Here is a 22,357-nt window from a genome sequence, read left to right as displayed (position 1 = left end):
CACAGATGAAAAAAAATCACTGTGCTATTGATTTGAATTGTTAAACTAGCCTGAATTGAATACGGAGAATTGACATGCAACTGATGCCACTACCCAAGCAAATTTTGCAATGTGGGCGTTTAAGTCTGGATTTATCACAAGCACATGTCATGGGTATCTTGAATGTCACTCCTGATTCATTTAGCGATGGTGGGAAGCATGATCAAAAAGATCAAGCTGTTGCTTATGCCAAGCAAATGATTGCTGATGGTGCGACAGTGATTGATGTTGGCGGTGAATCTACACGCCCGGGTGCATCTGTAGTCGAGATTGCCGAAGAAATACGTCGTGTTGTTCCTGTGGTTGCTGAATTAGCCAAATTGGATGTCATTATTTCAATAGATACCTCACAGCCCGGAGTCATTCGTGAGGCGGTTAAGGCTGGTGCACATATTTGGAATGATGTCCGTGCCTTAACTCGTCCACATGCCTTAGAGACTGCTGCAGAGCTCAATATCCCTGTGATTATTATGCATATGCGAGGCGAGCCAACCACAATGAATCATCTTGACCAGTATGAAGATGTTACTCAAGAGGTAATTGCTGAATTACAGCAACGCGTAGATGATGCACTACAGGCAGGAATTCACCCTAAAAATATCATGATAGATCCTGGTTTTGGTTTTGCTAAAAATGCGCAACAAAATTTAAAGCTTCTCAATGAGTTTTATCAACTGAACAACATGGGTTATCCAATTTTATCAGCCTTATCACGTAAGCGCTTCATTGGTGAAGCTTTAGATGGTGCAGATGCCAATCATCGTGCTGTAGGTAGTGTTGCTGCACACTTGCTCAGTATTCAACAAGGCGCGTGTATGGTGCGTGCACATGATGTAAAAGCAATGTCGGATGCAATTAAAGTATGGCAAGCCATGCGCTCTGCAATTTAATGATGAATGATCAATAGCCTCTAATATTGTTTGATCTTTTTTTTAAATTTAGATCATCTACATCTGAAAAATTAATCAGTTAAATTGCCTGATCAATTTGGTGAATTGTATGGTTTGTGTTATATAAGCGCGTGAATTGCTGTTTTATTTTAGGTTGCAATGTTTAACGATCTACTTCTCCCAATGTTCGATGATGAATATTATCCAGATATTCTAGTTGCTGAGGTTAAGCAACTTATTGAAAATTTTGCTAAAAAAGTGGCAAAAACCAGCTTCAGTGATGCAGAAATTTATTCTATGGCAAAACTGACTGTGACTGAAATTAATGAAATGAAGCCACAGTTTGAGGATCTTGATTCTTCTTTGGATGGTACTGCAGCAGATTATATTGCTGAAGCAATGATGATGGTGGTACAAGACCAAGGGTATCTTGATATTGAAATGGAAGAGCTTGTTGCAAATAGAGAGTGGTAAGCCACTCTCTTTTTTTGCTATCGATTTTTAGAGATAAATAGGGGAGAGAGCTTAATTCCTTACTTATTTACGATACTTATTAAGCTGATTTTTTCGATAAAAACATAAATATGTATTAATTTTAAACATTTAAATATCAATTGCTTAAAGTATGATCATTGGTGTGTTTCAATGCTTGACGTAGGGTAGATAACTTTAGATAATGCGCACACAGTTTATGGCTATGTAGCTCAGTTGGTTAGAGCACCGCACTCATAATGCGGGGGTCACAGGTTCAAGTCCCGTCATAGCCACCATTTTTATAGACCATGCTCACTGCATGGTCTCTTTTTTTGTGCATCATCAAAAGATCACTAGATACAGATAAAAATTATCATCGTGCTATGAATATTTAGAATACTGAAAAAATCCAGTTGAATATTTGATTAAGCTTTTTCTGCTAAATAATTTTCTATAAATCTTTGTGTTTGCGTGTCAAGGTAGAATGGCGCAATCAAGGATTGAATGATCTCATCCAATAAGCCATGTTGATCCAAAGCACCTAGTGTATGTGGAATAAAACGATCAGCTTCGATAAATAAATCGTTTTGATCTAAGCCAACAGAGTGTAGTAATTCTTGTAAGCTATATTCCCCAAAGTATTCATAAAATGCTTCAACAACATTTAAAATAACCTGTTGCATATATTCTGTTTGACGTAATTCTTTCCAAGTTTCATAAACAAGAATAAAGAATTCCTCAAAATCAATGGATTGAACTTGAGAGAAAGCCTCTTTTAATGAGCGTTGCTTAACTTCATTCCAAACATGTGTAGCGATATCTGCCAGGTCTTCATTAGGCAGTAGAATGATATTGCTGAGTTGGCTACGGATAGCAGTTGCGAGTTGTTGTTCTAATTTAAGCTCAATATTGTGATGTTGATCTTGAATAAAGCTGATGACTTTAGCGCCAATACGGTTATGTTTCACTGTGTATTGACGTAGCTGGTTGAGCCAAGGGGTGTTGCTTTCTAAAATCTGATTGGCAAGCTGTAGGCTAACCTGTTGAATCTGCGGGTTGTGCTGTAAGTTTTCTTGAATATAGTCTCTTAATTGTTCTAATTCTAAGATTTTAAACATCCACAGTTCAAAAGATTCATCTGAGAGTAGATCATTGAAAATGGTTTGACTATGAATGGCATATTGATGAATTTTTTGAGCGACGACACCGATAAATTCAAGAATATCTGCGCCTAAATTCAATTCAAAAGCATATTTTTGCACTACAGACTGGAGTTGCTCAAGTTGAATCACATTTTTTAAAAGGATTTTGTCTGCATTTTGATAGGTTTGGGAAATAAAATTTTGAATAAATTGCGGATTTTTTTGATCTAAGAGTTGTTTTTTAATAAAGCGAACTTGCTCAAGCAATAATGCTTGAGCAAGTTCCTGAGCAAAGCTCGAAGGTGGAGGTGAATTATTCACATTCACGAGGCTTATACACCTGCTTTCCAGCCATTTACAATCGGATAACGGCGTTCACGGCTAAATGCGCGTGAGCTGATACGTGGTCCAATTGAACCTTGACGACGTTTGTATTCATTGCGGTCGACAAGCTGAATGACTTTTTCCACGATTGCACGTTCAAAACCTTTGGCAATGATGTCTTCTTGGCTTTGTTCTTCCTCAATATATGCATATAGAATGGCATCAAGTACATCATAAGCAGGTAAAGAGTCTTGGTCTTTTTGATCAGGACGAAGTTCTGCTGATGGTGGACGAGAAATAACCCGTTCAGGAATCACAGGCGTTTCAGAAATACTGTTACGGTACTTAGCCAATTCAAAAACAATAGTTTTATAAACATCTTTGAGTACAGCAAAACCACCTACCATATCGCCATACAGTGTGCAGTAACCTACAGAAAGCTCAGACTTATTGCCTGTTGCAAGCACAAGGTTACCAAACTTATTGGACAAGCCCATAAGCAATGTACCACGTGCACGCGCTTGAAGGTTTTCTTCGGTTGTATCCGCAGGTGAGTTACCAAAGAATGGGAACAAGGTCTGCATAAAGCTATTTACGATAGGATGAATTTCGGCAATACCAAAAGTAACGCCCATGCGTTTTGCTTGTTCAGTTGCATCTTCCACACTAATTTGTGATGTGTAGGTATAAGGCATCATCACGGCTTGAACTTTATCTGCACCAATCGCATCAACTGCAATTGCCAAGGTTAAAGCTGAGTCGATACCGCCCGATAGTCCTAAAATCACACCAGGGAAACCAGAGCGTTGTACATAGTCGCGTGTTGCTAAAACCAAAGCTTGATAGATCTCAGCCATAGTGTTTAATGCTGGCGCAGCTTCAACCACTTGATAGGCTTTATTTTCTATTTGATAGTCAGCAAAGTAGAGATCTTCTTTAAAGCTTGGTGCTTGTAGTGCAACTTCACCTGAATGGTTAATAACAAAACTGGTCCCATCAAAAATGAGATCATCTTGACCACCCACTTGGTTGATATAAACCACATTGAGATGGAGCTGTTTTGCCAACTCTTTTAATGTTTCGATACGATGTTGCGGTTTGCCGACTTCATAAGGTGAAGCATTCAAGACCAAAACACTTTCCACATTGAGTTGAGCAAGCTGTTGAACTGTATTTAAAGACCATACATCTTCGCAAATCAGGACCCCGAACTTATGACCTAAGTACTCAAATACAAGATGTTGATGTCCTTCATTAAAATAACGCTTTTCATCAAAAACGCTGTAATTAGGAAGATTTTGTTTGTTGTAGACCCCTAAAACTTGTCCATCTTTCATCACTGCAGCAGCATTGTAGCGTTGACCATCGTCTGTAAGATTGGCAAAACCAAATACCATCACGATGTCTTTAACAGTAGACAGTTTCTCGAAAGCTTGTGCAGTACGCTTTGCTAGGCTTGGGCGTAAAAGCAAATCTTCGGCAGGGTAACCGATTATAGAAAGTTCAGGGAAAACAACAATTTCAGCATTCTGTTTTTTTGCATCATTGGCTTGTTCAATCATTTTTTGAACGTTCGACTCAATATCACCAATGAATGGAGAGAATTGCGCGAGAGCAATTTTAAAACTTTTCATTTAAACCAAATCCTATTCCAATAGGGTAATTTATACACAAGTTGTTGATTTTTAAAATGTAGTTATTCAACATATGTGTATAGATATCACAGAAATTGCCAAAGGGCGAAACTATAAAATCATTAAAAAATCATCAAAATCTTTATTTTCTTGCAAGGCAAAAATTTCAGACATTGAGTATTTTAACTAAAAAAACGTCAGAAGCTAGTAATTCATCAAGTTTATTCAATACACCATCAATGACCTCATGAATTTAGTGTATTTTTTTTATAGAAACTAGTGATTTTTCATTATTTTTTGAATTTTATATTGGAAAGGATTAGCTTTAATTTATTTTTGTGAAATACATCACTTAAATTGTTTAAATTAGCATCAAAACAAGGGACTTAAATAGAATGATTGGCTGAATTTTTATCCAGAATAATATTTTCAATTCGATTTAAATAAATATCTTTGGCAATATCGCCTTGTTGCTCAATATTGTAATCGAAATAAGCTTTTCCTTGAATGAGGGTGTAGCGATAAGGGTTATATTTACCAAAACTCAGGTAAAGTGCGGACTGTAAAATCGCCCCCTTCAGTAATACATTTTCATGACGCTGATATTGATAAATATGGGCCATTTCATGAATAAAAACAGCTTGATAACCCAAGCTCATACAGGAAAAGTCTTCACAATAGTCTGCATCTTTTAAGTGAATATAACCATTGGGCGCCATCAAAATACCAACAGGCTGCCACGGTAAATAAGGATGATTCATCACCTTGACTTGGCTGTAGTCAATTAAATCTCCAAATACACTTTGGCTAATACGAATTTCACCCTCCGTCAATTTACGATACTTGAATTGATCCAATTGAAGAAGCTGTACAAAGCGCCAAATGAAATTGAACATTGTTTTATTTTGTGCTGTGTAAAAAGTACATCATGAAGTTTAGCACTGATTCAGTGTGACCCAAAGATTAACTGTGACCCAGATACACCACGATAAAAAAACTGTCTATTGTATATATGCTGACATGAAACTTTTCTTGTTGCCTGATTTCAGTTATGTAGCGTATCCGTAGTTAGGGTTCTCTACACCCAAAAATTAAATCATGATTTAAGTAAGCCAAAGCTAATGACTTGTCTGCAAAGGTCATTATTTATCAGTAGAGGCAAGCTCCGCACTTATTTGTCAGACACTTTATTGAATAGTCATAAATTGCCAATGGATTGACCTGAAATGTCAGTGGTATTTGAATCTAGATGACTTACTTTTCCAACATAAATAGGATTTTTTACTTGAAATGTGAATTTGAACTGGTTTTCAGTCAAATCCTTGATCCCTAAATAAACAATAGGTGCTTCATATGTTACTTGCTAAGCCTGTCAAAAAAGTGTTTGCAAAAGCTTTTCCAAGTCGATTGCCTAATTTAAAAGATCAGATTGCGAATATCCCGATTCGTCACTTCAATTTTAAATTTAGTCCAGATGAGTTGGATGTTAAATTTTTTATGCAAAAAGAGTGGGCGACTGCTTATTTTGCCGCACTGTCAATTTTTTTAACCTATGGTGAAGAGTTGGTGATCGAAACCGCACGACATCATCGTGATCAAATACAAGACCCAGTTTTAAAACAGCGTCTAACCAGTTTGATTGGACAAGAGGCAATTCACTCCAAAGTCCATGAAGAATACAATGAAACGATGATTCCAAATAATTTGCCTGTGCAGTTGTATCGGTTTTTAGCAGAACAAGTTTTTAATCATACTTTTTTAAAATTCCCACAGCCTTTAAAGCTTTCAATGATGGCTGGGATTGAGCATTTCACCGCTGTCTTTGCTCAATATGCCATGACGCATCAAGATATATTTAATCATTCTCTTGATGAAAAGACACGTGCTTTATGGTTATGGCATATGTTGGAAGAGTCTGAGCATAAAGATATTGCTTATGATACTTATCAAGTGCTTTCTGCAAATTATCCATTACGAATTTCAGGATTCTTTATTGCGTTGATTACTTTGGGTCTAGGCGTGGGTGCTGGCGCATTGATGTTGCCATTTTTACGACGTCCAATGAATAGCTTTAGTCTAAGTTTTTGGAAAGAGGCAAAGGGCAGTTGGGATTTATTATTTAGTCGAGACAATGGTGTTTTTGGTAGCAGTTTAGGCCATATTTTTGATTATTTGCGTCCAGACTTTCATCCAAATGATCATGATACAACTGAGCTTTTAGAATATTTCAAAAAAGAATTACTTGATCCTGAAACAGGCACACTCACCCCTTATTTTGTTAAAGAGTTTACCCCTGCTTTACGGATGTAATTTTATTCAATCTTAGCGTTCAAATTTTCTATTCAATATGAAAATGATTTTGTAGATCAATACTGAGCTTTTCCGTCAATTTTGTTGAAGGAAAAGCTTTTTTTAAAAGCTGTGATTTTAACCAAGCACTTCATAAAAATTGTTTTTAAGGGACATTCTTTATCAGTGGAGGCAACTCCTCAAAGTGATTGTCTGACAATTATCTAAGGTTGTCATAATTTGCAAACCGAATGAATGCATGTGCCAATGGTAATTGACAAGGCATGTCGTAATTTTTAGCCATCAAAGTAGAGTTTTTACTCAAAAGATTATCTAGTAGCTCATCCGCGTTAAGACGATGAAATGGATTTTCATATTAAATGAATAAAGAGTACCAGCTATGTTCGCTAAGCCAATTAAGAAAGCCGTTGCTAAAGTTTTTGCTGCGGCGCCATTCAGTCTGGAAAATCAAACGCCGATTATTCCAATTCGACATATGAAGTTTGATTTTGATCCAGCGCAAGTAGATCACCGATTTTATATGGATGCAGAATTGGCAAGTGCATATTTTGCGTCACTGTCGATTTTCTTAACACGTGGTGAAGATCTTGTGATTGATACTGCTCGTTATCATCGTGATTTCATTACCGATCCATTATTGAAGCAACGTGTCACCTCATTGATTGGTCAAGAGGCGATTCATTCAAAAATGCATGAAGAGTTAAATGACGCTTATTTAATTCGTGATTTGCCAGTAAAGCTGTTTCGTACTTGGGCTGGCTGGGCTTTTGAATATGGTTTTGAGCGTCTTCCACAACCGATGAAATTGTCTTTGATGGCTGGTATCGAACATTTCACTGCGGTACTTGCAGAATACATGATGAATCATGAAGAAGTGTTCTTCCGTTCGCAAGATGAAAAACAACGGGCAATCTGGATGTGGCATATGCTTGAAGAATCAGAGCATAAGGATATTGCTTTCGATGTGTTTCAAGAATTATCCAATAACTATTTATTACGTATTGCTGGATTCTTTCCCGCATTGATCACGATTTTGGTGCTGATTTCAGCTGCATCATTTTTAGTTCCTTTTTATCGTAATCCTAAGAATTTGATTAGCTTACGTTATTGGAAAGAGATTCCATATAATTTTCGCCTGATCTTTGGCTTAAAAGATGGTGTTTACGGCAGTAGCTTTAAACATATTTTTGATTATCTTCGTCCCGATTTTCATCCAAATGATCATGATACATCTGAATTTTTGGACTATTACAAAGAGAAACTGCTGAATCCAAAGACAGGTCTTCTTACGCCATATTTGACGAAAGAATTTTATCCTGCATTGCGTTCATAAAAACCTAAAAGAGATGGATTTAAAGTTTATGGGTATTTTTTCTAAAAAAGTTAAGCCGAGCCAAAATGCTTATGCGGTCGTGACTGGCGCAGGCAGTGGCATTGGACGTAGTTTTGCAATGGAACTTGCAAAACGCGGAGGAACAATTGTTTGTGCTGACATAAATTTGGATGCAGCCAAAGAAACTGTCAGTTTGATTGAATCACAAACTTCAGCTAAAGCATTTGCTGTGCAATGTGATGTGGGTGTGAAAGAGCAAGTAAAAGCACTTTCAGAACAAGCCGAAAAATTAATGAATCATCCTGTAAGCCTGATCATTAATAATGCGGGTGTAGGACTGGGCGGTAAGTTTGATGAAGTGTCACTGGAAGATTGGCAATGGTGTATGCATGTCAACCTCTGGGGGGTTATTCATGGTTGTCATTATTTTGTTCCTCAGTTTAAGCAACAAGGTTATGGAGCAATTATCAATGTTGCTTCAGCTGCGGGGTATACAGCAGCTCCCGAAATGACTGCTTATAACGTAACAAAATCCAGTGTGCTGGCATTGTCAGAAACCCTTTCAGCAGAGCTTCGCGGTGACAACATTCGAGTGAATGTGTTGTGTCCAACATTAGTGCCTACAAATATTATGAAAAATGGTCGTTTGCCTGGTCATTATGCGGGTTTAGCAGATGATTTACTGATGAATCATGCATTTACCACCAGTGATCAGGTGGTGATTAAAACCTTAAATAACTTGGATGCAGGCAAGCTGTACACCATTCCTCAGCCAGATGCAAAACTGTTTTGGATATTAAAACGTGCATCACCCACCTTATATGCCAAAGCGCTGGGTATCGGATATCCATTATTTAATAAATACATCAAATAAGCTGCGAGTAAATCAAGATGACAACAGAAACAACTTTAGCTACGCTGCCTAAAGAGAAAAGCGTAGAGCAAAACTCAACCCAAACTACAGTTGAAGACATTAAACAGGTGACTCAATCGAATACAGCACAAGACAAATCGCTTGAAGCAAAACAGCTTAAAGAAAAAGTGCCTGTAGAGAAGCAAGTTGAGGCAAAGACTGTTACAAAGCCAGCGAAAGCAAATCACCCTAAAGCTGAAGTCCAAACTCCAGCTAAAGCTAAAAATAAGCCTGAGGTAAAAGTTGAAACACAAATAAGCGCTCAATCTAAAAAGCTTGAACAATTGGCTGAAGAAAAAGCGCCAAAGACTCAGCACAAAGAAGCTGTGCACATCTATGACACCATCGTGGTTGGTGCGGGTATTTCAGGGATTGCTGCTGCTTATAAAATGAATCAAGCAGGCTATAACGATTATGTGGTACTTGAAAAAGCCAGTCGTGTGGGGGGAACATGGCGCGACAATAATTATCCAGGCTGCGGTTGTGATGTACCCTCAGCACTTTATTCATTTTCTTTCTCACCAAGCCATAAATGGAGTCATTTATTTGCCAAGCAACCAGAAATTCTAAGCTATTTAGAAGAGGTGGTGGAAAAATATGACCTTGGTGAGAAAATTGAATTTAATAATGAATTAATCAGTGCCAAATGGGATGAAGCACAACATATTTGGCACTTAGAAACATCAAAAGGTAAATATCAAGCCAAGACAGTGATCTTTACGACAGGACCGATTACTGAGCCTGCTTTGCCGAAATTAAAAGGAATTGAAAGTTTTAAAGGTGAAATGTTCCATTCAGCACGTTGGAATCATGATTATGATTTAACGGGTAAGCGTGTTGCAGTGATTGGTACAGGGGCTTCTGCAATTCAGTTTATCCCACAAGTACAACCTTTAGCGAAACAGCTGATCGTATTCCAGCGTACAGCACCGTGGGTACTACCCAAGGCGGATATGGAGTTAAACGAAACGGCTAAAGGGATCATTTCTCGATTCCCAATCATTCAACAAACTTGGCGTAATAGCATTGCACAGATTTTAAATGGGATTAACTTTGGATTGCGTAATCCTAAAGTATTGGAACCTGTTAATTTCCTAAGTAAGCAATTACTCAAACTGCAAATTAAAGATGAAACCTTGCGTAAAGCAGTAACACCGAACTTTACTATTGGATGTAAGCGCTTATTGTTTGCAAACAATTATTATCCAGCTCTACAACAAGATAATGTGAGTCTGATTGCACATGGTTTGGTTGAAATTGATGGAAATACAGTGGTTGCAGCAAATGGTGAACGTCATGAAGTGGATGTGATTATTTGGGGAACAGGCTTTGAAGTTTCACATCCTCCAATTGGTAAACGAGTTTATGACAGCAATGGTCAAGTCCTTGCTGAGCGTTGGAAAAATAGTTCACCTGAAGCATATTTGGGTGCCAGTATTGAACATGTACCGAATGCGTTCTTGGTCCTCGGTCCAAACATTCTGGTATATGATTCATTTATTGGTATCGCGGAAGCACAAGTCGGCTATATTGTTGATGGCTTGCTAAAAATGCGTGAGCAAAAATTCACTCGCTTTGAAATCAAAGCGGATGTGCTTGCCCAGCATAACAAACGTCTGCAGAAACATTTAAAAACCACTGTATTTAATGCGGGTGGGTGTAAGTCTTATTATCTGGATGAAAATGGTCGTAACTTTGCAGCATGGCCATGGTCATTGCAACAATTACGTAACCAATTAAAACAACTAGATTTAAACCATTATAGTGTGAGTAAAAAATAAGCTTAGTATTCAATTGCTGAACACTTTTTATGCGAGCCCTAAATTGATTTAGGGCTTTTATTTTTTTGTCTTGTGCGACGATGTAATCCAAAAATAATGATTTCAGCTAGGATTAAATTGACCACCCAACCTAACCAAGATTCTAACTGATAGATGTGAATTGGGGTTAACCAATCAAAATATGGTTGTAACTGATAAAGCACGATTTTCCATGTCCTTAAGCTCAGCGCTGAAAGGCTCAGTGCAAAACTACGGATCATCCAGTCACGATGTAAAATCCAGCGCTTTTTCAATAAAAAGTACAAAGCGGATAGGGTGGTGATCGCCCAGAGTGAACTTAATAAGACAAAGCTGATTTGAGTGGATAACCCTCCAGCCGCTGAAAAAGCTAAAATTAAGCCACTGGGTAAAGACAGCCCCAAAATGGTGATCAGATACAGCCAACCACTCCAGCGATGAATTCGGGGATAACGCGTGCGAAAGACACGGAAAAACTGTGTAAATCCAGCGATGAGTACAAAACTACTGCTGATCACATGGATTTTAAAAGCCGCCTGCCAAGGTTGAGTATTGACTACATCTTGCTTTAACAATAGAAAATGCTGATCAGTTTGCCATGGGAAATATTGTAGACAAATTGCCACCATGAGATAACATAAATAAGCATAGATCACGAGTGAAATTAGACTCAAGCTTGAATATGCCAAGGTAGTTTTTGTTTTGTTCATCACTGCTTATAATGGAATGGTGATTGGGAAATTATAATGGAAGATAGGTTGAAACAGCGTATTTATGTTTGGGTATGGCATAGATTTTAAAATAAACCACAAAGAATCCTGATTTTTTTATCTCAAAATAGATCACAAAGCAAACAATTTAATCTAAAATCAACGTGAAAATGCATCCAATATCTTCATAACAAATAGGTATAACAATGAATAAAAGTTTAATCGCACTCGTCGGATTTGGAATGATTGGTTTCCAGAATAGCTATGCACTGGATATTCAACAGTTGCAAAAATCTTGGTCTGGAAAATATGATGAGCAGAAAATTGCTGTTTTCATCCAATCTATCGATCGTAATCAGGTCAAAGGCTATAGTGTTCTCGGTAAAAATAAACAAAATTTCTCAGGAAAAGTACAGACGACTTCACAAGGCTATAAAATTACCGCAACAGAAAGTGGCGCTAAAGCAAGTAGTGGTGTGTTTACGTTTACTGTAAAACAGAATCAGCCGAATGTGTTGGAGTCTAGTTGGGAATCTACAACGGCTAAGGTTAAACCAAAATATTTTGACTTAACGCCGCAACAGTGTCGTTATCAAAAAGATGTCGGTGATTATCCAGTCGCATCACAACGTTTATTAAAAGATGAGGATCTACAAATTCCTCCTGAAGAACTGGACTGGATGCGTAATGAAATTTATGCGCGTCATGGTTATTCATTTGCCAATAAAGAGATTGCCTCTCAATTTGCTAACGATAATTGGTATATGCCATGCAGTACCAATGTTGAAAATCAATTAACTCAGATTGAAAAGACCAATATCCAACGTATTAAAAAAATTCGCCCGTATATGGCGAAAATGGAATGGGGTCGTTGATCAATATTTTGATCATATCTGGTTTAAATGATAGCTAAAGCAAAAGCATTTTAATTTGATGTGAATCTGATTTATATCATTATTTTTGCTTTAAAAAGCTCAAAGTCAGGTACTTTGAGCTTTTTAAATTTTACGGAAAATGTTAAATAGCTTGGGTGTTTTCATTTAGCCAGTTTAAAACATCACCTTCTAAGTGAGGTGCTAATCGCTCTCTGACTGTTTGATGGTACTGATTCAACCATGCTTTTTCATCATGACTGAGTAGGTCTAAAACGATACACATCAGGTTAATCGGACACAATGTTAGTGTTTCGAATTCCAAAAATTGACCATAGGTCGTATCTTCAAAATGCTTAATTTTGTTGACGACAAGATTCTCAATCCGAATGCCGTACTTGCCTTGATGATATAAACCAGGTTCATTGGAAGTAATCATCCCTTCGCGCATCTTGGTGGATGGTGTGACTGGGGCATAATATGAAATCACTTGGGGGCCTTCATGTACATTCAATGCATAGCCTACACCGTGACCTGTACCATGACGATAATCTAATCCGTATTTCCATAGCGTTTGACGGGTAATTGCATCTAATAGTGGTGATGCAATGCCTTCTGGGAAAACAGTTTGAGCAAGCGCAATATGACATTTTAATACAAGTGTGTAATCGCGCTTTTGTTCAACGCTTGCGGTGCCTATGGGAACAACACGGGTAATGTCTGTGGTTCCTTCATCATATTGTGCGCCTGAATCAATCAGCAGCAAACCATCACCACTAATCTCGCTAAAGCTTTCTTCGGTGGCACGATAGTGGGGTAATGCGCCGTTGGCATTAAAGCCTGCAATTGTCGAGAAGCTTAATCCAATAAAACCTGCTTGTTGTGCGCGAAAGCCTGAAATTTTTTCGTCGATGGTGAGTTCATTGATCGATTCTTTATCAGCCAATGCGTTATCTAGCCAATGAAAGAAATGACATAGGGCAACACCATCTTTGGTCATTGCACTGCGCACATGTGCAATTTCTGAAGGATGTTTACGTGATTTAAATAAACTGCTTGGATTAATGTCTTGGACTAAATGACTTTGCTGCTCAATGGCCTGTGCAGATGAAATTGAGACTTTAGCAGGATCAATTAAAATATTTTGTTGTTTAAGTTCGAGCAAAAACTTGATGCTTGCGTTATAAGCTAAGATTTCAATGTTATCCAAAGCAAATCTTTGCTGCATTTCAGTTGAAAGTTTTGCATCATCAATAAAAAGCACAGTTCGAGAATGGTCAATATATAAGTGTGCTAAGAACACGGGATTATATTCAACATCACGCCCCCTACAATTCAAAATCCAAGCAATATCATCGAGTGCAGAAATAAAATGCCCCGTTGCTTTTTTCTGAATAAGTTTGTGACGGATCGCAGTTATTTTTTCTAAGCGTGTTTGCGCATTTAAATCATCTGCCATTTGCCAAATGGGTTGTAGGGGCAGTGCTGGCCGTTCAGTCCAAATTTCATCAATTAAATCTAAGTCTGTTTGAATGCCGAAATTGTGTTCTATCGCAAGCGCTGATAATGCGCTGTATTGTTGAGTTGAAATGGTATTTCCATTGACAGAGATTTTTGCATCTTTGGCTAAATGTTGTGAAAGCCAAGCCAAATGTGTTGAAGCAGGATCATGTGTCTGCTTTTGTAAAACGTAACCTGTATTTTCCAGTTGCTGTTCAGCTTGTACCCAATATCGACCATCTACCCACAAACCTGCGAAGTTTTGAGTAACTACAATTGTGCCGACTGAACCTGTAAAGCCTGTTAGCCATTGACGTATTTTCCAATAATCAGGTAGATACTCTGACATATGTGGATCTGCACTCATGGCGATAAAAGCATCCTGCTGATATTTCTTCATAATTGTACGAAGGTTTTCTAATTTGTTGGCAGGTGACAAAGCGTTCATACTTTTTCCAATTGCATATCAAGAGATTTTTGAGAGGGGGTCGATGTTTGATTGAGTAATTTACGAATCGGTTTTCTCATTAACCATAGAACGAGTGCGCCAAGAAGTAAAGCGATGACACATCGCACAAATAGCAAGGGTAATTGGTCAACTTCATGGATAGAAACATGACCACCAATTAAACCTGCCATCAAGTTTCCTAAAGCAGATGCTGTAAACCAAAGCCCCATCACTTGCCCACGAATGATGGTCGGAGCAAGTTTAGTCATGGTTGAAAGACCAACAGGGCTTAAGCATAATTCACCTAGTGTTAAAAGCAGGAGGCTTGATGCGATCCACAATGCAGAAACAGTTCCACCATTTTGGGTGATCAAGTAACTGGCAATGCTCATCACGAGGAAACCACCCGCAGCGAGAAGTAAAGCAATAATGAATTTGGTGATATAGCTAGGGTCACGATTTTGTTTGCCTAATTTAACCCAAAGCCATGCGATGATCGGTGCGAAAATAATAATGAAAAGCGGGTTAATCGATTGAAACCAAACTGCGGGTATTTCAAAGCCAAAGAATTGGCGATCTGTAAAGTCTTGGGCGAAAAGATTGAAAGATGTTGGTTTTTGTTCAAATGCTGACCAGAAAAGTGCAGCGGTGATGAGTAAAATAAAACAGATGATGATTTGTTTTTTCTCAGTATTATTCAAACCAGCAAAGAGCAATAGATAGCTGAAATATAAGGCAATACAAATACAGATTGTGATTGTGAAATATGTGGCGATCTGAATTGGATTGATGTTAATTACGCCAAGAGAAACTAGACCGATAATCAAGCCAACAACTGCAATAAAACCTATGATCATTTGGGGTGCTTTAGGATTGTAATGTACAGGACGAGCCCAGTTATTTTCATTGCCTTGCACATGATTAAATTGTTTTAATTGAGGCACAGTTATTAACTTAAAAATCAGTAAGGCGATTAACATTCCAACGCCACCGATTCCGAATCCCCAGTGCCAACCATGTTCTTTAACCAATAAACCAGTCAATAGTGGGGCAATCAACGAACCTAGATTAATTCCCATATAAAAAATGGAAAATCCTGCATCACGCCGTGAATCTTGAGCCTGATATAAAGTGCCAACAATGACGGAAATACAGGTTTTAAATAAACCAGAACCGATCACAATCAATACTAAACCAAAATAAAAAAAGAAATGTCCAAATAAAGCTGCTAATGCAATGGATAAATGTCCGAGTGCGATGATCAGTGAACCGTACCACACAGCGCGCTCCTGACCGAGATAATTGTCAGCAACCCATCCACCCAATACGGTCATTAAATACATACTGCCTGCAAATAAGCCGACAATTGCTGATGCTGTTGGGCGATCTAAACCGAGACCGCCATCAGCAACTAAAGCCGCCATATAGAGGATTAATAAAGGGCGAATACCATAATAGGAAAAACGTTCCCAAAGCTCGGTAAAAAATAAACCTTTTAATGGTTTAGGGTGACCAAAAAAAGCTTGATCTGGGTCGTGCACTTGTTTGGATAAATGTTGAGGCATCTTCAAGTCCTTTGGAAATGTATTAATAAAAAAATTTTAAACAATATATAAAATAAAGTTATTTGTTGGGTGTTTTTTAAAGTAGTGATTTGTAAGTTTTATAGTAAAAATATAAATTTCAGTTTTCTATGCTTATATTGGCATTATTATGTTTTGATTTTAAATGAATTTTAAAATGAATGGATTATACCAGTTGGTATGAATATGTAATAAAAAACCACCCCAAAGGGTGGTCTCTTGTTCGATCTGAACGCACAACGAATTAACGTTTGATATCGCGTTGAGTTTCGCCAGTATAAAGCTGACGAGGACGACCGATTTTGTACGGACCGCTGTGCATTTCTAACCAGTGGCTGATCCAACCAACTGTACGTGCAAGTGCAAAGATTACCGTAAACATTTCTGTTGGGATACCAATCGCTTTAAGGATGATACCTGAATAGAAGTCTACGTTAGGATAAAGTTTACGTTCAATGAAGTACGGATCGCTTAATGCAATACGTTCAAGTTCCATTGCAAGCGCAAGTTGTGGATCATTGATACCAAGTGCACTTAACACTTCGTCACAAGTCTCTTTCATTACTTTTGCACGTGGATCGAAGTTTTTATAAACTCGGTGACCGAAGCCCATAAGTTTAACTTCTTTAGTTTTTACTTTTTCCATGAACGGTGCAACATTTTCTACAGAGCCGATTTCATCGAGCATCTTAAGAACAGCTTCGTTTGCACCACCATGCGCAGGTCCCCAAAGTGCAGCAATACCCGCAGCGATACATGCATAAGGGTTAGCGCCTGTAGAACCAGCTAAACGTACTGTAGACGTTGATGCATTTTGTTCATGGTCAGCATGAAGCGTAAAGATACGATCCATTGCTTTAGCAAGAATAGGGTTAACTTTGTAATCACGATCTGCTGGAGTAGCAAACATCATGTACAAGAAGTTTTCAGCATAGCTTAAATCGTTACGTGGATATACGAACGGTTGACCGATTGTATATTTGTAAGTCCAAGCAGCTAAAGTAGGAATTTTAGCAACTAAACGAACTGCAGTGATTTCACGGTGGTCTACGTTTTCAACGTCAAAACCGTTGTGATAGAACGCAGATAACGCACCCACTACACCACACATAACCGCCATAGGATGAGCATCACGACGGAAACCATTGAAGAAACGGCTAACTTGATCGTGAACCATTGTGTGGTTGCGGACTTTGTTTTCGAAGTCTGTTTTTTGTTCAGCAGTTGGAAGCTCACCGCTTAACAATAAATAGCAAGTTTCTAAGTAAGAAGCTTGAGTTGCAAGTTGAGCAATCGGATAACCACGGTGTAAAAGAACGCCTTTATCACCATCAATGAAAGTGATTTTAGACTCGCAAGAAGCTGTCGCCATAAAACCAGGATCAAAAGTAAAGTGACCTGAAGCCAACACATCCTTAACGTCGATTACATCTGGGCCCAATGTGCCGCTGTAAATTGGTAATTCAATTTTTTTGCCATCAAGCTCTAGAACGGCTTTCTTGCCAGTTGCTGCAGACATTCAATAGATCTCCTGTCCTGGTGGATATTTTATCTAACTTGCTGAGTCATCTTGTAATGTACAAGTCAGACGGATCAAAAATTGCTATTTAGCTTAGTGAGTACTGAAATTTTGTCAATTATACTTATGGATGAAAAAACAATGTTTTCATCAGTAGTTAGTCTAACTTTAACCAGTAAGATTGATCATTAAATTTCAGAGTCGGTCAGTATAATAAGGTAAATTCTAAAGAAGGTGCAGAAAAATAATTGTGATTGCTAGACAGGAAATGGCATTTTTGACCAATATTTTGTGGCTTTTGTAAGTTGCGAAATGCATTGTTGCTGTTTTAAAACCATCTGAATTTCACGACTTACATAGCTTTTGCCATTATTTTTGTGTAAAAAACACCCAAATGAGTTGATGAAATATTTATTTTCATTTTAATGCTTAATTGATTAAAAAATAGTTTTTATTGAAGCTTTTAAAGGATAAAAAATAATCGAATCAGTGTAAAAATAGGCATTTAGTTGCCTTAGGAATAATCAAATACCATAAAATCTTGCAGCTAAATTATGAATTATTCACAAACTAAGTCTTTCTTTCTTATTATAAAGCTTTCAGTCAAATCACTGAATTAAATGGCACCCATTTAAAATAGGAATAAAGGACTATTTTAAAATAACATGTTGGGTATCTACTAAAGCTTAACCAGCTGATGAAAAATAAAACAGCAGGGAGAAATTAACCACAGGACGATTTTGTCCGTAATGTTGTGCTTTAGTCTAAATTTATAAAAATAATATAAGTCGTAATTATGTGTAAAAGTAATATGTTTAAATGTCATAAAAAATAACGAGATAGCCTTGAAAAACAGAGGTGGGGGATCTGCTTTATTTTTCAAATGGGTGTAAATGATTCTTATTTGAGTGATTTTTAAAGAAAAAGCCAATTTCGATGGTTTGTATTTTGACAGTGCACGTTTTATAATTCAGTGTCGTTTAAAGTTCAGGCAATTTAATTTGTCTGACAATGCTAGCTTTCCTTCGAATTAATTCCAACAAACTCCGGATGGAGTTTTTACTTACAGGATGCCCGCTGTGAAAAGCAACAGACCTGTCAATTTGTCCATGGGTCAAGTTTTAGATGTAAACTTAAAATCCCCTGTGGCTATTGCATCAATTCTACACCGTCTATCAGGTGTCATCGTATTTTTACTCGTACCGGTACTTTTGTGGCTTTTAGACAAGTCTTTGTCTTCGCCTGAAGGCTTTGCTCAAGTTCAAGCAATCTTTGGTGGCTTCATTGTACGTTTTATCGTATGGGTATTTGTCGCTGGTTTATTATTCCATTTCATTATGGGTATTAAGCACTTACTTGCTGACTTAGGCTTTGCTGAAGAGTTGCAAAGTGGTCGCGTAGCAGCAACTATTGCATTAATCTTGGCTGCGATATCAGTTATCGCTTCATTTGTATGGATCGTTCTCTAATGAAAAGTGCTACAGGTTTAACGGGTTCAGGTTCTCGTGATTGGTATATCCAACGCGTAAGTGCTGTAGTTCTAGCTGTTTATACTGTTGTGGTATTAGGTTGGATTCTGTGCAATGGCGGATTTAACTATGAGCAATGGTTTGGCTTTATGATGACACTTCCGATGAAGATTTTATCTTTATTGGCAGTCTTATCTCTTGTTGCGCATGCTTGGATTGGTATGTGGCAAGTATTCACTGACTATGTGACTACTCGTCAGATGGGTCCTTCAGCTTCAGGTTTACGCATCGTGTTAACTTCAGCAGTGATTATTGCTGTTATTGCATATGCGATCTGGGCAATCCAGATTTTTTGGGCGAATTGATAGGAAAATGTCATGGGCGCTTTAACCCCTAAAGAAGATTATTCAAATATTCCAAGCCAGTTCTTCGATGCAGTCATCGTTGGTGGTGGTGGTTCAGGTATGCGTGCTTCATATCAACTTGCTCAAGCAGGTTTGAAAGTTGCAGTGCTAACTAAAGTATTCCCAACACGTTCTCACACTGTTGCGGCTCAAGGTGGTATTGGTGCATCGCTTGGTAACATGCAAGACGATAACTGGCACTATCATTTCTATGACACGGTAAAAGGTTCTGACTGGTTAGGTGACCAAGATGCAATCGAATTTATGTGTCGTGAGGCGCCTAAAGTTGTTTATGAGCTTGAACACTTAGGTATGCCATTTGACCGTAATGCTGACGGTACAATTTACCAACGTCCATTTGGTGGTCACTCTGCGAACTATGGTGAAAAACCAGTTCCGCGTGCTTGTGCTGCTGCCGACCGTACAGGTCATGCGCTTCTTCATACGCTTTATCAAAGTAACGTGAAAATGGGTACTCAATTCTTTGTTGAATGGATTGCATTAGACTTAATCCGTAACGAAGCAGGTGATGTACTCGGTGTAACAGCAATTGACCAAGAAACAGGCAAAATTGCTGTATTCCAAGCCAAAGCAACATTGTTTGCTACAGGTGGTGCTGGTCGTGTTTACCGTGCATCTACCAATGCTTATATCAATACTGGCGATGGTCTTGGTATGGCTGCTCGTGCGGGTATTCCATTACAAGATATGGAATTCTGGCAATTCCACCCAACGGGTGTTGCTGGTGCAGGCGTATTGTTAACGGAAGGTTGTCGTGGTGAAGGTGCAATCCTTCGTAACAAAGATGGCGAACCGTTCATGGAACGTTATGCTCCAACTTTGAAAGATTTGGCTCCGCGTGACTTCGTATCACGTTCTATGGACCAAGAGATCAAAGAAGGTCGTGGTTGTGGTCCTAAAGGTGATTATATCCTACTTGATATGACTCACTTGGGTGCAGATACCATCATGAAGCGTTTACCATCTGTATTTGAGATTGGTAAGAAATTCGCAAACGTGGATATCACCAAAGAACCAATTCCAGTTGTACCAACAATCCATTATCAAATGGGTGGTATTCCGACCAATATTCATGGTCAAGTGGTTATTCCTGAAACAGCGAAAAATGCAGCAGATTTCTATGCAGGTTTTGATAAAGCTGCAAACGAATACACAACCAACGGTACAATGAATTACACAGTGCCTGTAAAAGGGTTCTATGCAATTGGTGAGTGTTCTTGCGTATCTGTACATGGTGCAAACCGTTTAGGTACAAACTCATTACTTGACTTGGTTGTATTTGGTAAAGCTGCTGGTGAACACATCATCGATTACGTGACTAAACATCACGGTGATGAATACCAACCACTTCCAAATGATGTACTTGTGAACACGTTGAAACGTATCAATCATTTAGATGATTCTACTTCTGGTGAAAATGCACAAGAAGTTGCGGATGCGATTCGTGATATCGTTCAAGACCACGCGGGTGTATTCCGTACTCAAGCCTTGCTTGATGAGGGTGTTAAGCAGATTCTTGCGATTGAACCACGTGTACGTAACATTCATTTAAAAGACAAATCTAAAGTATTTAATACTGCACGTATTGAAGCTTTGGAAGTTGAAAACTTATACGAAGTAGCGAAAGCAACATTGATTTCTGCTGCTGCACGTAAAGAATGTCGTGGTGCACATACTGTTGTAGATTATGAATTGCCTGCTGATGATGAGCACTATTCATATGGTCGTCGTGATGATGAGTGGATGAAACATACTTTATGGTATTCAGCGGATAACCATCTTGAATACAAACCAGTACGTTACAGCCCATTGTCTGTAGACCCAATTGAACCTAAACCACGTACATTCTAATCGGGAGAAATAAGATGAGTAGAGGTACACGTACATTCGAAATCTACCGCTATGATCCTGATAAGGATAAAGCACCGTATATGCAGACTTTTAAACTAGAGTTGACCGATAAGCATCGTATGTTGCTTGACGCACTTTTAGCATTAAAAGTTCAAGACGAATCATTAACATTCCGTCGTTCTTGCCGTGAAGGTATTTGCGGTTCAGATGGTGTGAATATCAATGGTAAAAATGGTCTTGCTTGTTTATGGAACTTGAACGATTTACCTGAAAAAATCGTCATTCGTCCATTACCAGGTCTGCCAGTGGTTAAAGATTTAGTTGTGGATATGAATCAGTTCTACGATCAGTATGACAAAATTCATCCATTCTTAATTAATAATCAGCCTGCACCACCAAAAGAGCGTTTACAATCTCCAGAAGAGCGTGAGCACTTAAATGGTCTGTATGAATGTATTCTTTGTGCATGTTGTTCAACTTCATGCCCATCATTCTGGTGGAACCCTGATAAATTCTTGGGTCCTTCAGCATTGTTGAATGCATACCGTTTCATTATTGATTCTCGTGATACTGCGACACAAGATCGTTTATCACGTCTTGATGACCCATTCTCATTATTCCGTTGTAAAGGGATTATGAACTGTGTGTCTGTATGTCCGAAAGGTTTGAATCCAACAAAAGCGATCGGTCATATCCGTAGCATGTTGCTCGATCAAGCGGGTTAATACGATGTGAAAAAAGGGCGTACATCTTGGGATGTACGCTCTTTTTTTATTGGATTTTTAATGCGGTGGTTGTTTTTTGTTCGAGTGAATGGGATCTAAGCTTTAAGCATTGAAAAAGTATCAACAGACCCGATATAAATGGATGGATAATAATAGATTATTTCTTGTATGTATTTCGCTAATTTATAGGTGGTATGTGTCAAAAAAATCAATTGAAGTGACAGATCATGTTACGATTTAACAAACCACTATATGTGAAAAACACACCATATTTTTGGTACATTTTTTCTACATAAGTGTGATCCAGATCAGTTTATAAATAATTTTATAAGCAAAGATTAGAACCGCTTTAGAAAAAGCAAAAAAGCCTTTGTTTTTTCTAAGTCGATTTGCAAAA

The 22,357-nt window shown here is 38.1% G+C and carries 18 protein-coding genes and 1 tRNA gene; 12 read left to right on the top strand and 7 right to left on the bottom strand.

Translation table 11 applies throughout. The features are described 5' to 3' along the window. The first annotated feature begins 74 nt into the window (after positions 1–74). The 3 genes from folP to F981_RS00850 all read left to right on the top strand — a co-directional run bounded on the left by folP (position 75) and on the right by F981_RS00850 (position 1,699). On the top strand, positions 75–929 hold the full coding sequence (gene folP / locus F981_RS00860; protein ID WP_004717318.1) for a dihydropteroate synthase: 855 nt from the start codon (positions 75–77) through the stop codon (positions 927–929). A gap of 159 nt (positions 930–1,088) precedes the next feature. Then, complete coding sequence (locus tag F981_RS00855) at positions 1,089–1,403, top strand: DUF5713 family protein (RefSeq protein WP_004717317.1); 315 nt, start codon at positions 1,089–1,091, stop codon at positions 1,401–1,403. A gap of 219 nt (positions 1,404–1,622) precedes the next feature. Further along, a tRNA-Met gene (locus F981_RS00850) sits at positions 1,623–1,699 on the top strand. Between the two features lie 129 nt (positions 1,700–1,828). Here the strand turns inward: F981_RS00850 and F981_RS00845 are convergent. The 3 genes from F981_RS00845 to F981_RS00835 form a co-directional block, all read right to left on the bottom strand. Next, on the bottom strand, positions 1,829–2,872 hold the full coding sequence (locus tag F981_RS00845; protein WP_004717314.1) for a hypothetical protein: 1,044 nt from the start codon (positions 2,870–2,872) through the stop codon (positions 1,829–1,831). A 5-nt stretch (positions 2,873–2,877) separates the two neighbouring features. After that, on the bottom strand, positions 2,878–4,503 hold the full coding sequence (locus F981_RS00840; RefSeq protein WP_004717311.1) for an NAD+ synthase: 1,626 nt from the start codon (positions 4,501–4,503) through the stop codon (positions 2,878–2,880). Positions 4,504–4,889: 386 nt separating this feature from the next. Further along, the gene (locus F981_RS00835) at positions 4,890–5,399 is read right to left on the bottom strand and encodes a hypothetical protein (protein ID WP_004717310.1); all 510 of its coding nucleotides are present in this window, start codon (positions 5,397–5,399) and stop codon (positions 4,890–4,892) included. Between the two features lie 457 nt (positions 5,400–5,856). Here F981_RS00835 and F981_RS00830 point away from each other — a divergent pair, with 457 nt between their 5' ends. The 4 genes from F981_RS00830 (at position 5,857) to F981_RS00815 (ending at position 10,840) form a co-directional block, all read left to right on the top strand. Then, entirely contained in the window at positions 5,857–6,813 is a 957-nt protein-coding gene (locus F981_RS00830; RefSeq protein ID WP_004717307.1) for a metal-dependent hydrolase, read from the top strand. Between the two features lie 379 nt (positions 6,814–7,192). Beyond that, positions 7,193–8,146 (top strand): metal-dependent hydrolase, encoded by a 954-nt coding sequence (locus F981_RS00825; protein WP_004717305.1) that lies wholly within the window; start codon positions 7,193–7,195, stop codon positions 8,144–8,146. 28 nt (positions 8,147–8,174) lie between these two features. Next, positions 8,175–9,020, top strand: coding sequence for an SDR family NAD(P)-dependent oxidoreductase (locus tag F981_RS00820; protein ID WP_004717304.1), 846 nt, complete (start codon positions 8,175–8,177; stop codon positions 9,018–9,020). A 293-nt stretch (positions 9,021–9,313) separates the two neighbouring features. Next, positions 9,314–10,840, top strand: coding sequence for a flavin-containing monooxygenase (locus F981_RS00815; protein WP_035371625.1), 1,527 nt, complete (start codon positions 9,314–9,316; stop codon positions 10,838–10,840). Between the two features lie 38 nt (positions 10,841–10,878). Here the strand turns inward: F981_RS00815 and F981_RS00810 are convergent, their stop codons facing one another. Continuing rightward, the gene (locus tag F981_RS00810; RefSeq protein WP_004717300.1) at positions 10,879–11,568 is read right to left on the bottom strand and encodes a DUF2306 domain-containing protein; all 690 of its coding nucleotides are present in this window, start codon (positions 11,566–11,568) and stop codon (positions 10,879–10,881) included. A 206-nt stretch (positions 11,569–11,774) separates the two neighbouring features. Here F981_RS00810 and F981_RS00805 point away from each other — a divergent pair, with 206 nt between their 5' ends. Beyond that, positions 11,775–12,443: a YARHG domain-containing protein gene (locus F981_RS00805; protein WP_004717298.1), complete on the top strand. Its 669-nt coding sequence runs from the start codon at positions 11,775–11,777 to the stop codon at positions 12,441–12,443. Between the two features lie 142 nt (positions 12,444–12,585). Here F981_RS00805 and F981_RS00800 read toward each other — a convergent pair whose 3' ends face one another. From F981_RS00800 to gltA, 3 genes are all read right to left on the bottom strand, one after another. Further along, entirely contained in the window at positions 12,586–14,388 is a 1,803-nt protein-coding gene (locus F981_RS00800; protein ID WP_004717296.1) for an aminopeptidase P family protein, read from the bottom strand. Next, complete coding sequence (locus tag F981_RS00795; protein WP_004717294.1) at positions 14,385–15,953, bottom strand: peptide MFS transporter; 1,569 nt, start codon at positions 15,951–15,953, stop codon at positions 14,385–14,387. Before F981_RS00795 ends, F981_RS00800 begins: the two co-directional genes overlap by 4 nt. Before the next feature lie 262 nt (positions 15,954–16,215). Then, complete coding sequence (gene gltA, locus F981_RS00790) at positions 16,216–17,490, bottom strand: citrate synthase (protein WP_004717293.1); 1,275 nt, start codon at positions 17,488–17,490, stop codon at positions 16,216–16,218. A 1,070-nt stretch (positions 17,491–18,560) separates the two neighbouring features. Between gltA and sdhC the strand changes: the two genes are divergently transcribed. From sdhC to F981_RS00770, 4 genes are read left to right on the top strand one after another with little or no spacing between them, the layout of a single operon-like run. Then, positions 18,561–18,959 (top strand): succinate dehydrogenase, cytochrome b556 subunit, encoded by a 399-nt coding sequence (sdhC, locus tag F981_RS00785; protein WP_126606943.1) that lies wholly within the window; start codon positions 18,561–18,563, stop codon positions 18,957–18,959. Then, on the top strand, positions 18,959–19,324 hold the full coding sequence (sdhD, locus tag F981_RS00780) for a succinate dehydrogenase, hydrophobic membrane anchor protein (protein WP_004717289.1): 366 nt from the start codon (positions 18,959–18,961) through the stop codon (positions 19,322–19,324). Before sdhC ends, sdhD begins: the two co-directional genes overlap by 1 nt. A 12-nt stretch (positions 19,325–19,336) precedes the next feature. Beyond that, the gene (locus tag F981_RS00775) at positions 19,337–21,235 is read left to right on the top strand and encodes an FAD-binding protein (RefSeq protein ID WP_004717286.1); all 1,899 of its coding nucleotides are present in this window, start codon (positions 19,337–19,339) and stop codon (positions 21,233–21,235) included. Positions 21,236–21,249: 14 nt separating this feature from the next. Further along, positions 21,250–21,960 carry a succinate dehydrogenase iron-sulfur subunit gene (locus F981_RS00770; RefSeq protein ID WP_004717284.1) on the top strand — a complete coding sequence of 237 codons (711 nt, stop codon included), beginning with the start codon at positions 21,250–21,252 and terminating at the stop codon, positions 21,958–21,960. The last annotated feature ends 397 nt before the right edge of the window (positions 21,961–22,357 follow it).

The organism is Acinetobacter guillouiae CIP 63.46, from assembly GCF_000368145.1.
Classification (GTDB): domain Bacteria; phylum Pseudomonadota; class Gammaproteobacteria; order Pseudomonadales; family Moraxellaceae; genus Acinetobacter; species Acinetobacter guillouiae.
The sequence above is the reverse complement of the archived record's forward strand: the minus strand, read 5'-3'. Positions and strand labels throughout refer to the sequence as shown.

What these genes read in the sequence shown, in the direction of transcription:
- folP (WP_004717318.1), top strand. Translation starts at nt 75, where the DNA reads ATGCAACTGATGCCACTACCCAAGCAAATTTTGCAATGTGGGCGTTTA.
- F981_RS00855 (WP_004717317.1), top strand. Translation starts at nt 1,089, where the DNA reads ATGTTTAACGATCTACTTCTCCCAATGTTCGATGATGAATATTATCCA.
- F981_RS00840 (WP_004717311.1), bottom strand. Translation starts at nt 4,503, where the DNA reads ATGAAAAGTTTTAAAATTGCTCTCGCGCAATTCTCTCCATTCATTGGT.
- F981_RS00835 (WP_004717310.1), bottom strand. Translation starts at nt 5,399, where the DNA reads ATGTTCAATTTCATTTGGCGCTTTGTACAGCTTCTTCAATTGGATCAA.
- F981_RS00830 (WP_004717307.1), top strand. Translation starts at nt 5,857, where the DNA reads ATGTTACTTGCTAAGCCTGTCAAAAAAGTGTTTGCAAAAGCTTTTCCA.
- F981_RS00825 (WP_004717305.1), top strand. Translation starts at nt 7,193, where the DNA reads ATGTTCGCTAAGCCAATTAAGAAAGCCGTTGCTAAAGTTTTTGCTGCG.
- F981_RS00820 (WP_004717304.1), top strand. Translation starts at nt 8,175, where the DNA reads ATGGGTATTTTTTCTAAAAAAGTTAAGCCGAGCCAAAATGCTTATGCG.
- F981_RS00810 (WP_004717300.1), bottom strand. Translation starts at nt 11,568, where the DNA reads ATGAACAAAACAAAAACTACCTTGGCATATTCAAGCTTGAGTCTAATT.
- F981_RS00805 (WP_004717298.1), top strand. Translation starts at nt 11,775, where the DNA reads ATGAATAAAAGTTTAATCGCACTCGTCGGATTTGGAATGATTGGTTTC.
- F981_RS00800 (WP_004717296.1), bottom strand. Translation starts at nt 14,388, where the DNA reads ATGAACGCTTTGTCACCTGCCAACAAATTAGAAAACCTTCGTACAATT.
- F981_RS00795 (WP_004717294.1), bottom strand. Translation starts at nt 15,953, where the DNA reads ATGCCTCAACATTTATCCAAACAAGTGCACGACCCAGATCAAGCTTTT.
- gltA (WP_004717293.1), bottom strand. Translation starts at nt 17,490, where the DNA reads ATGTCTGCAGCAACTGGCAAGAAAGCCGTTCTAGAGCTTGATGGCAAA.
- sdhC (WP_126606943.1), top strand. Translation starts at nt 18,561, where the DNA reads ATGCCCGCTGTGAAAAGCAACAGACCTGTCAATTTGTCCATGGGTCAA.
- sdhD (WP_004717289.1), top strand. Translation starts at nt 18,959, where the DNA reads ATGAAAAGTGCTACAGGTTTAACGGGTTCAGGTTCTCGTGATTGGTAT.
- F981_RS00775 (WP_004717286.1), top strand. Translation starts at nt 19,337, where the DNA reads ATGGGCGCTTTAACCCCTAAAGAAGATTATTCAAATATTCCAAGCCAG.
- F981_RS00770 (WP_004717284.1), top strand. Translation starts at nt 21,250, where the DNA reads ATGAGTAGAGGTACACGTACATTCGAAATCTACCGCTATGATCCTGAT.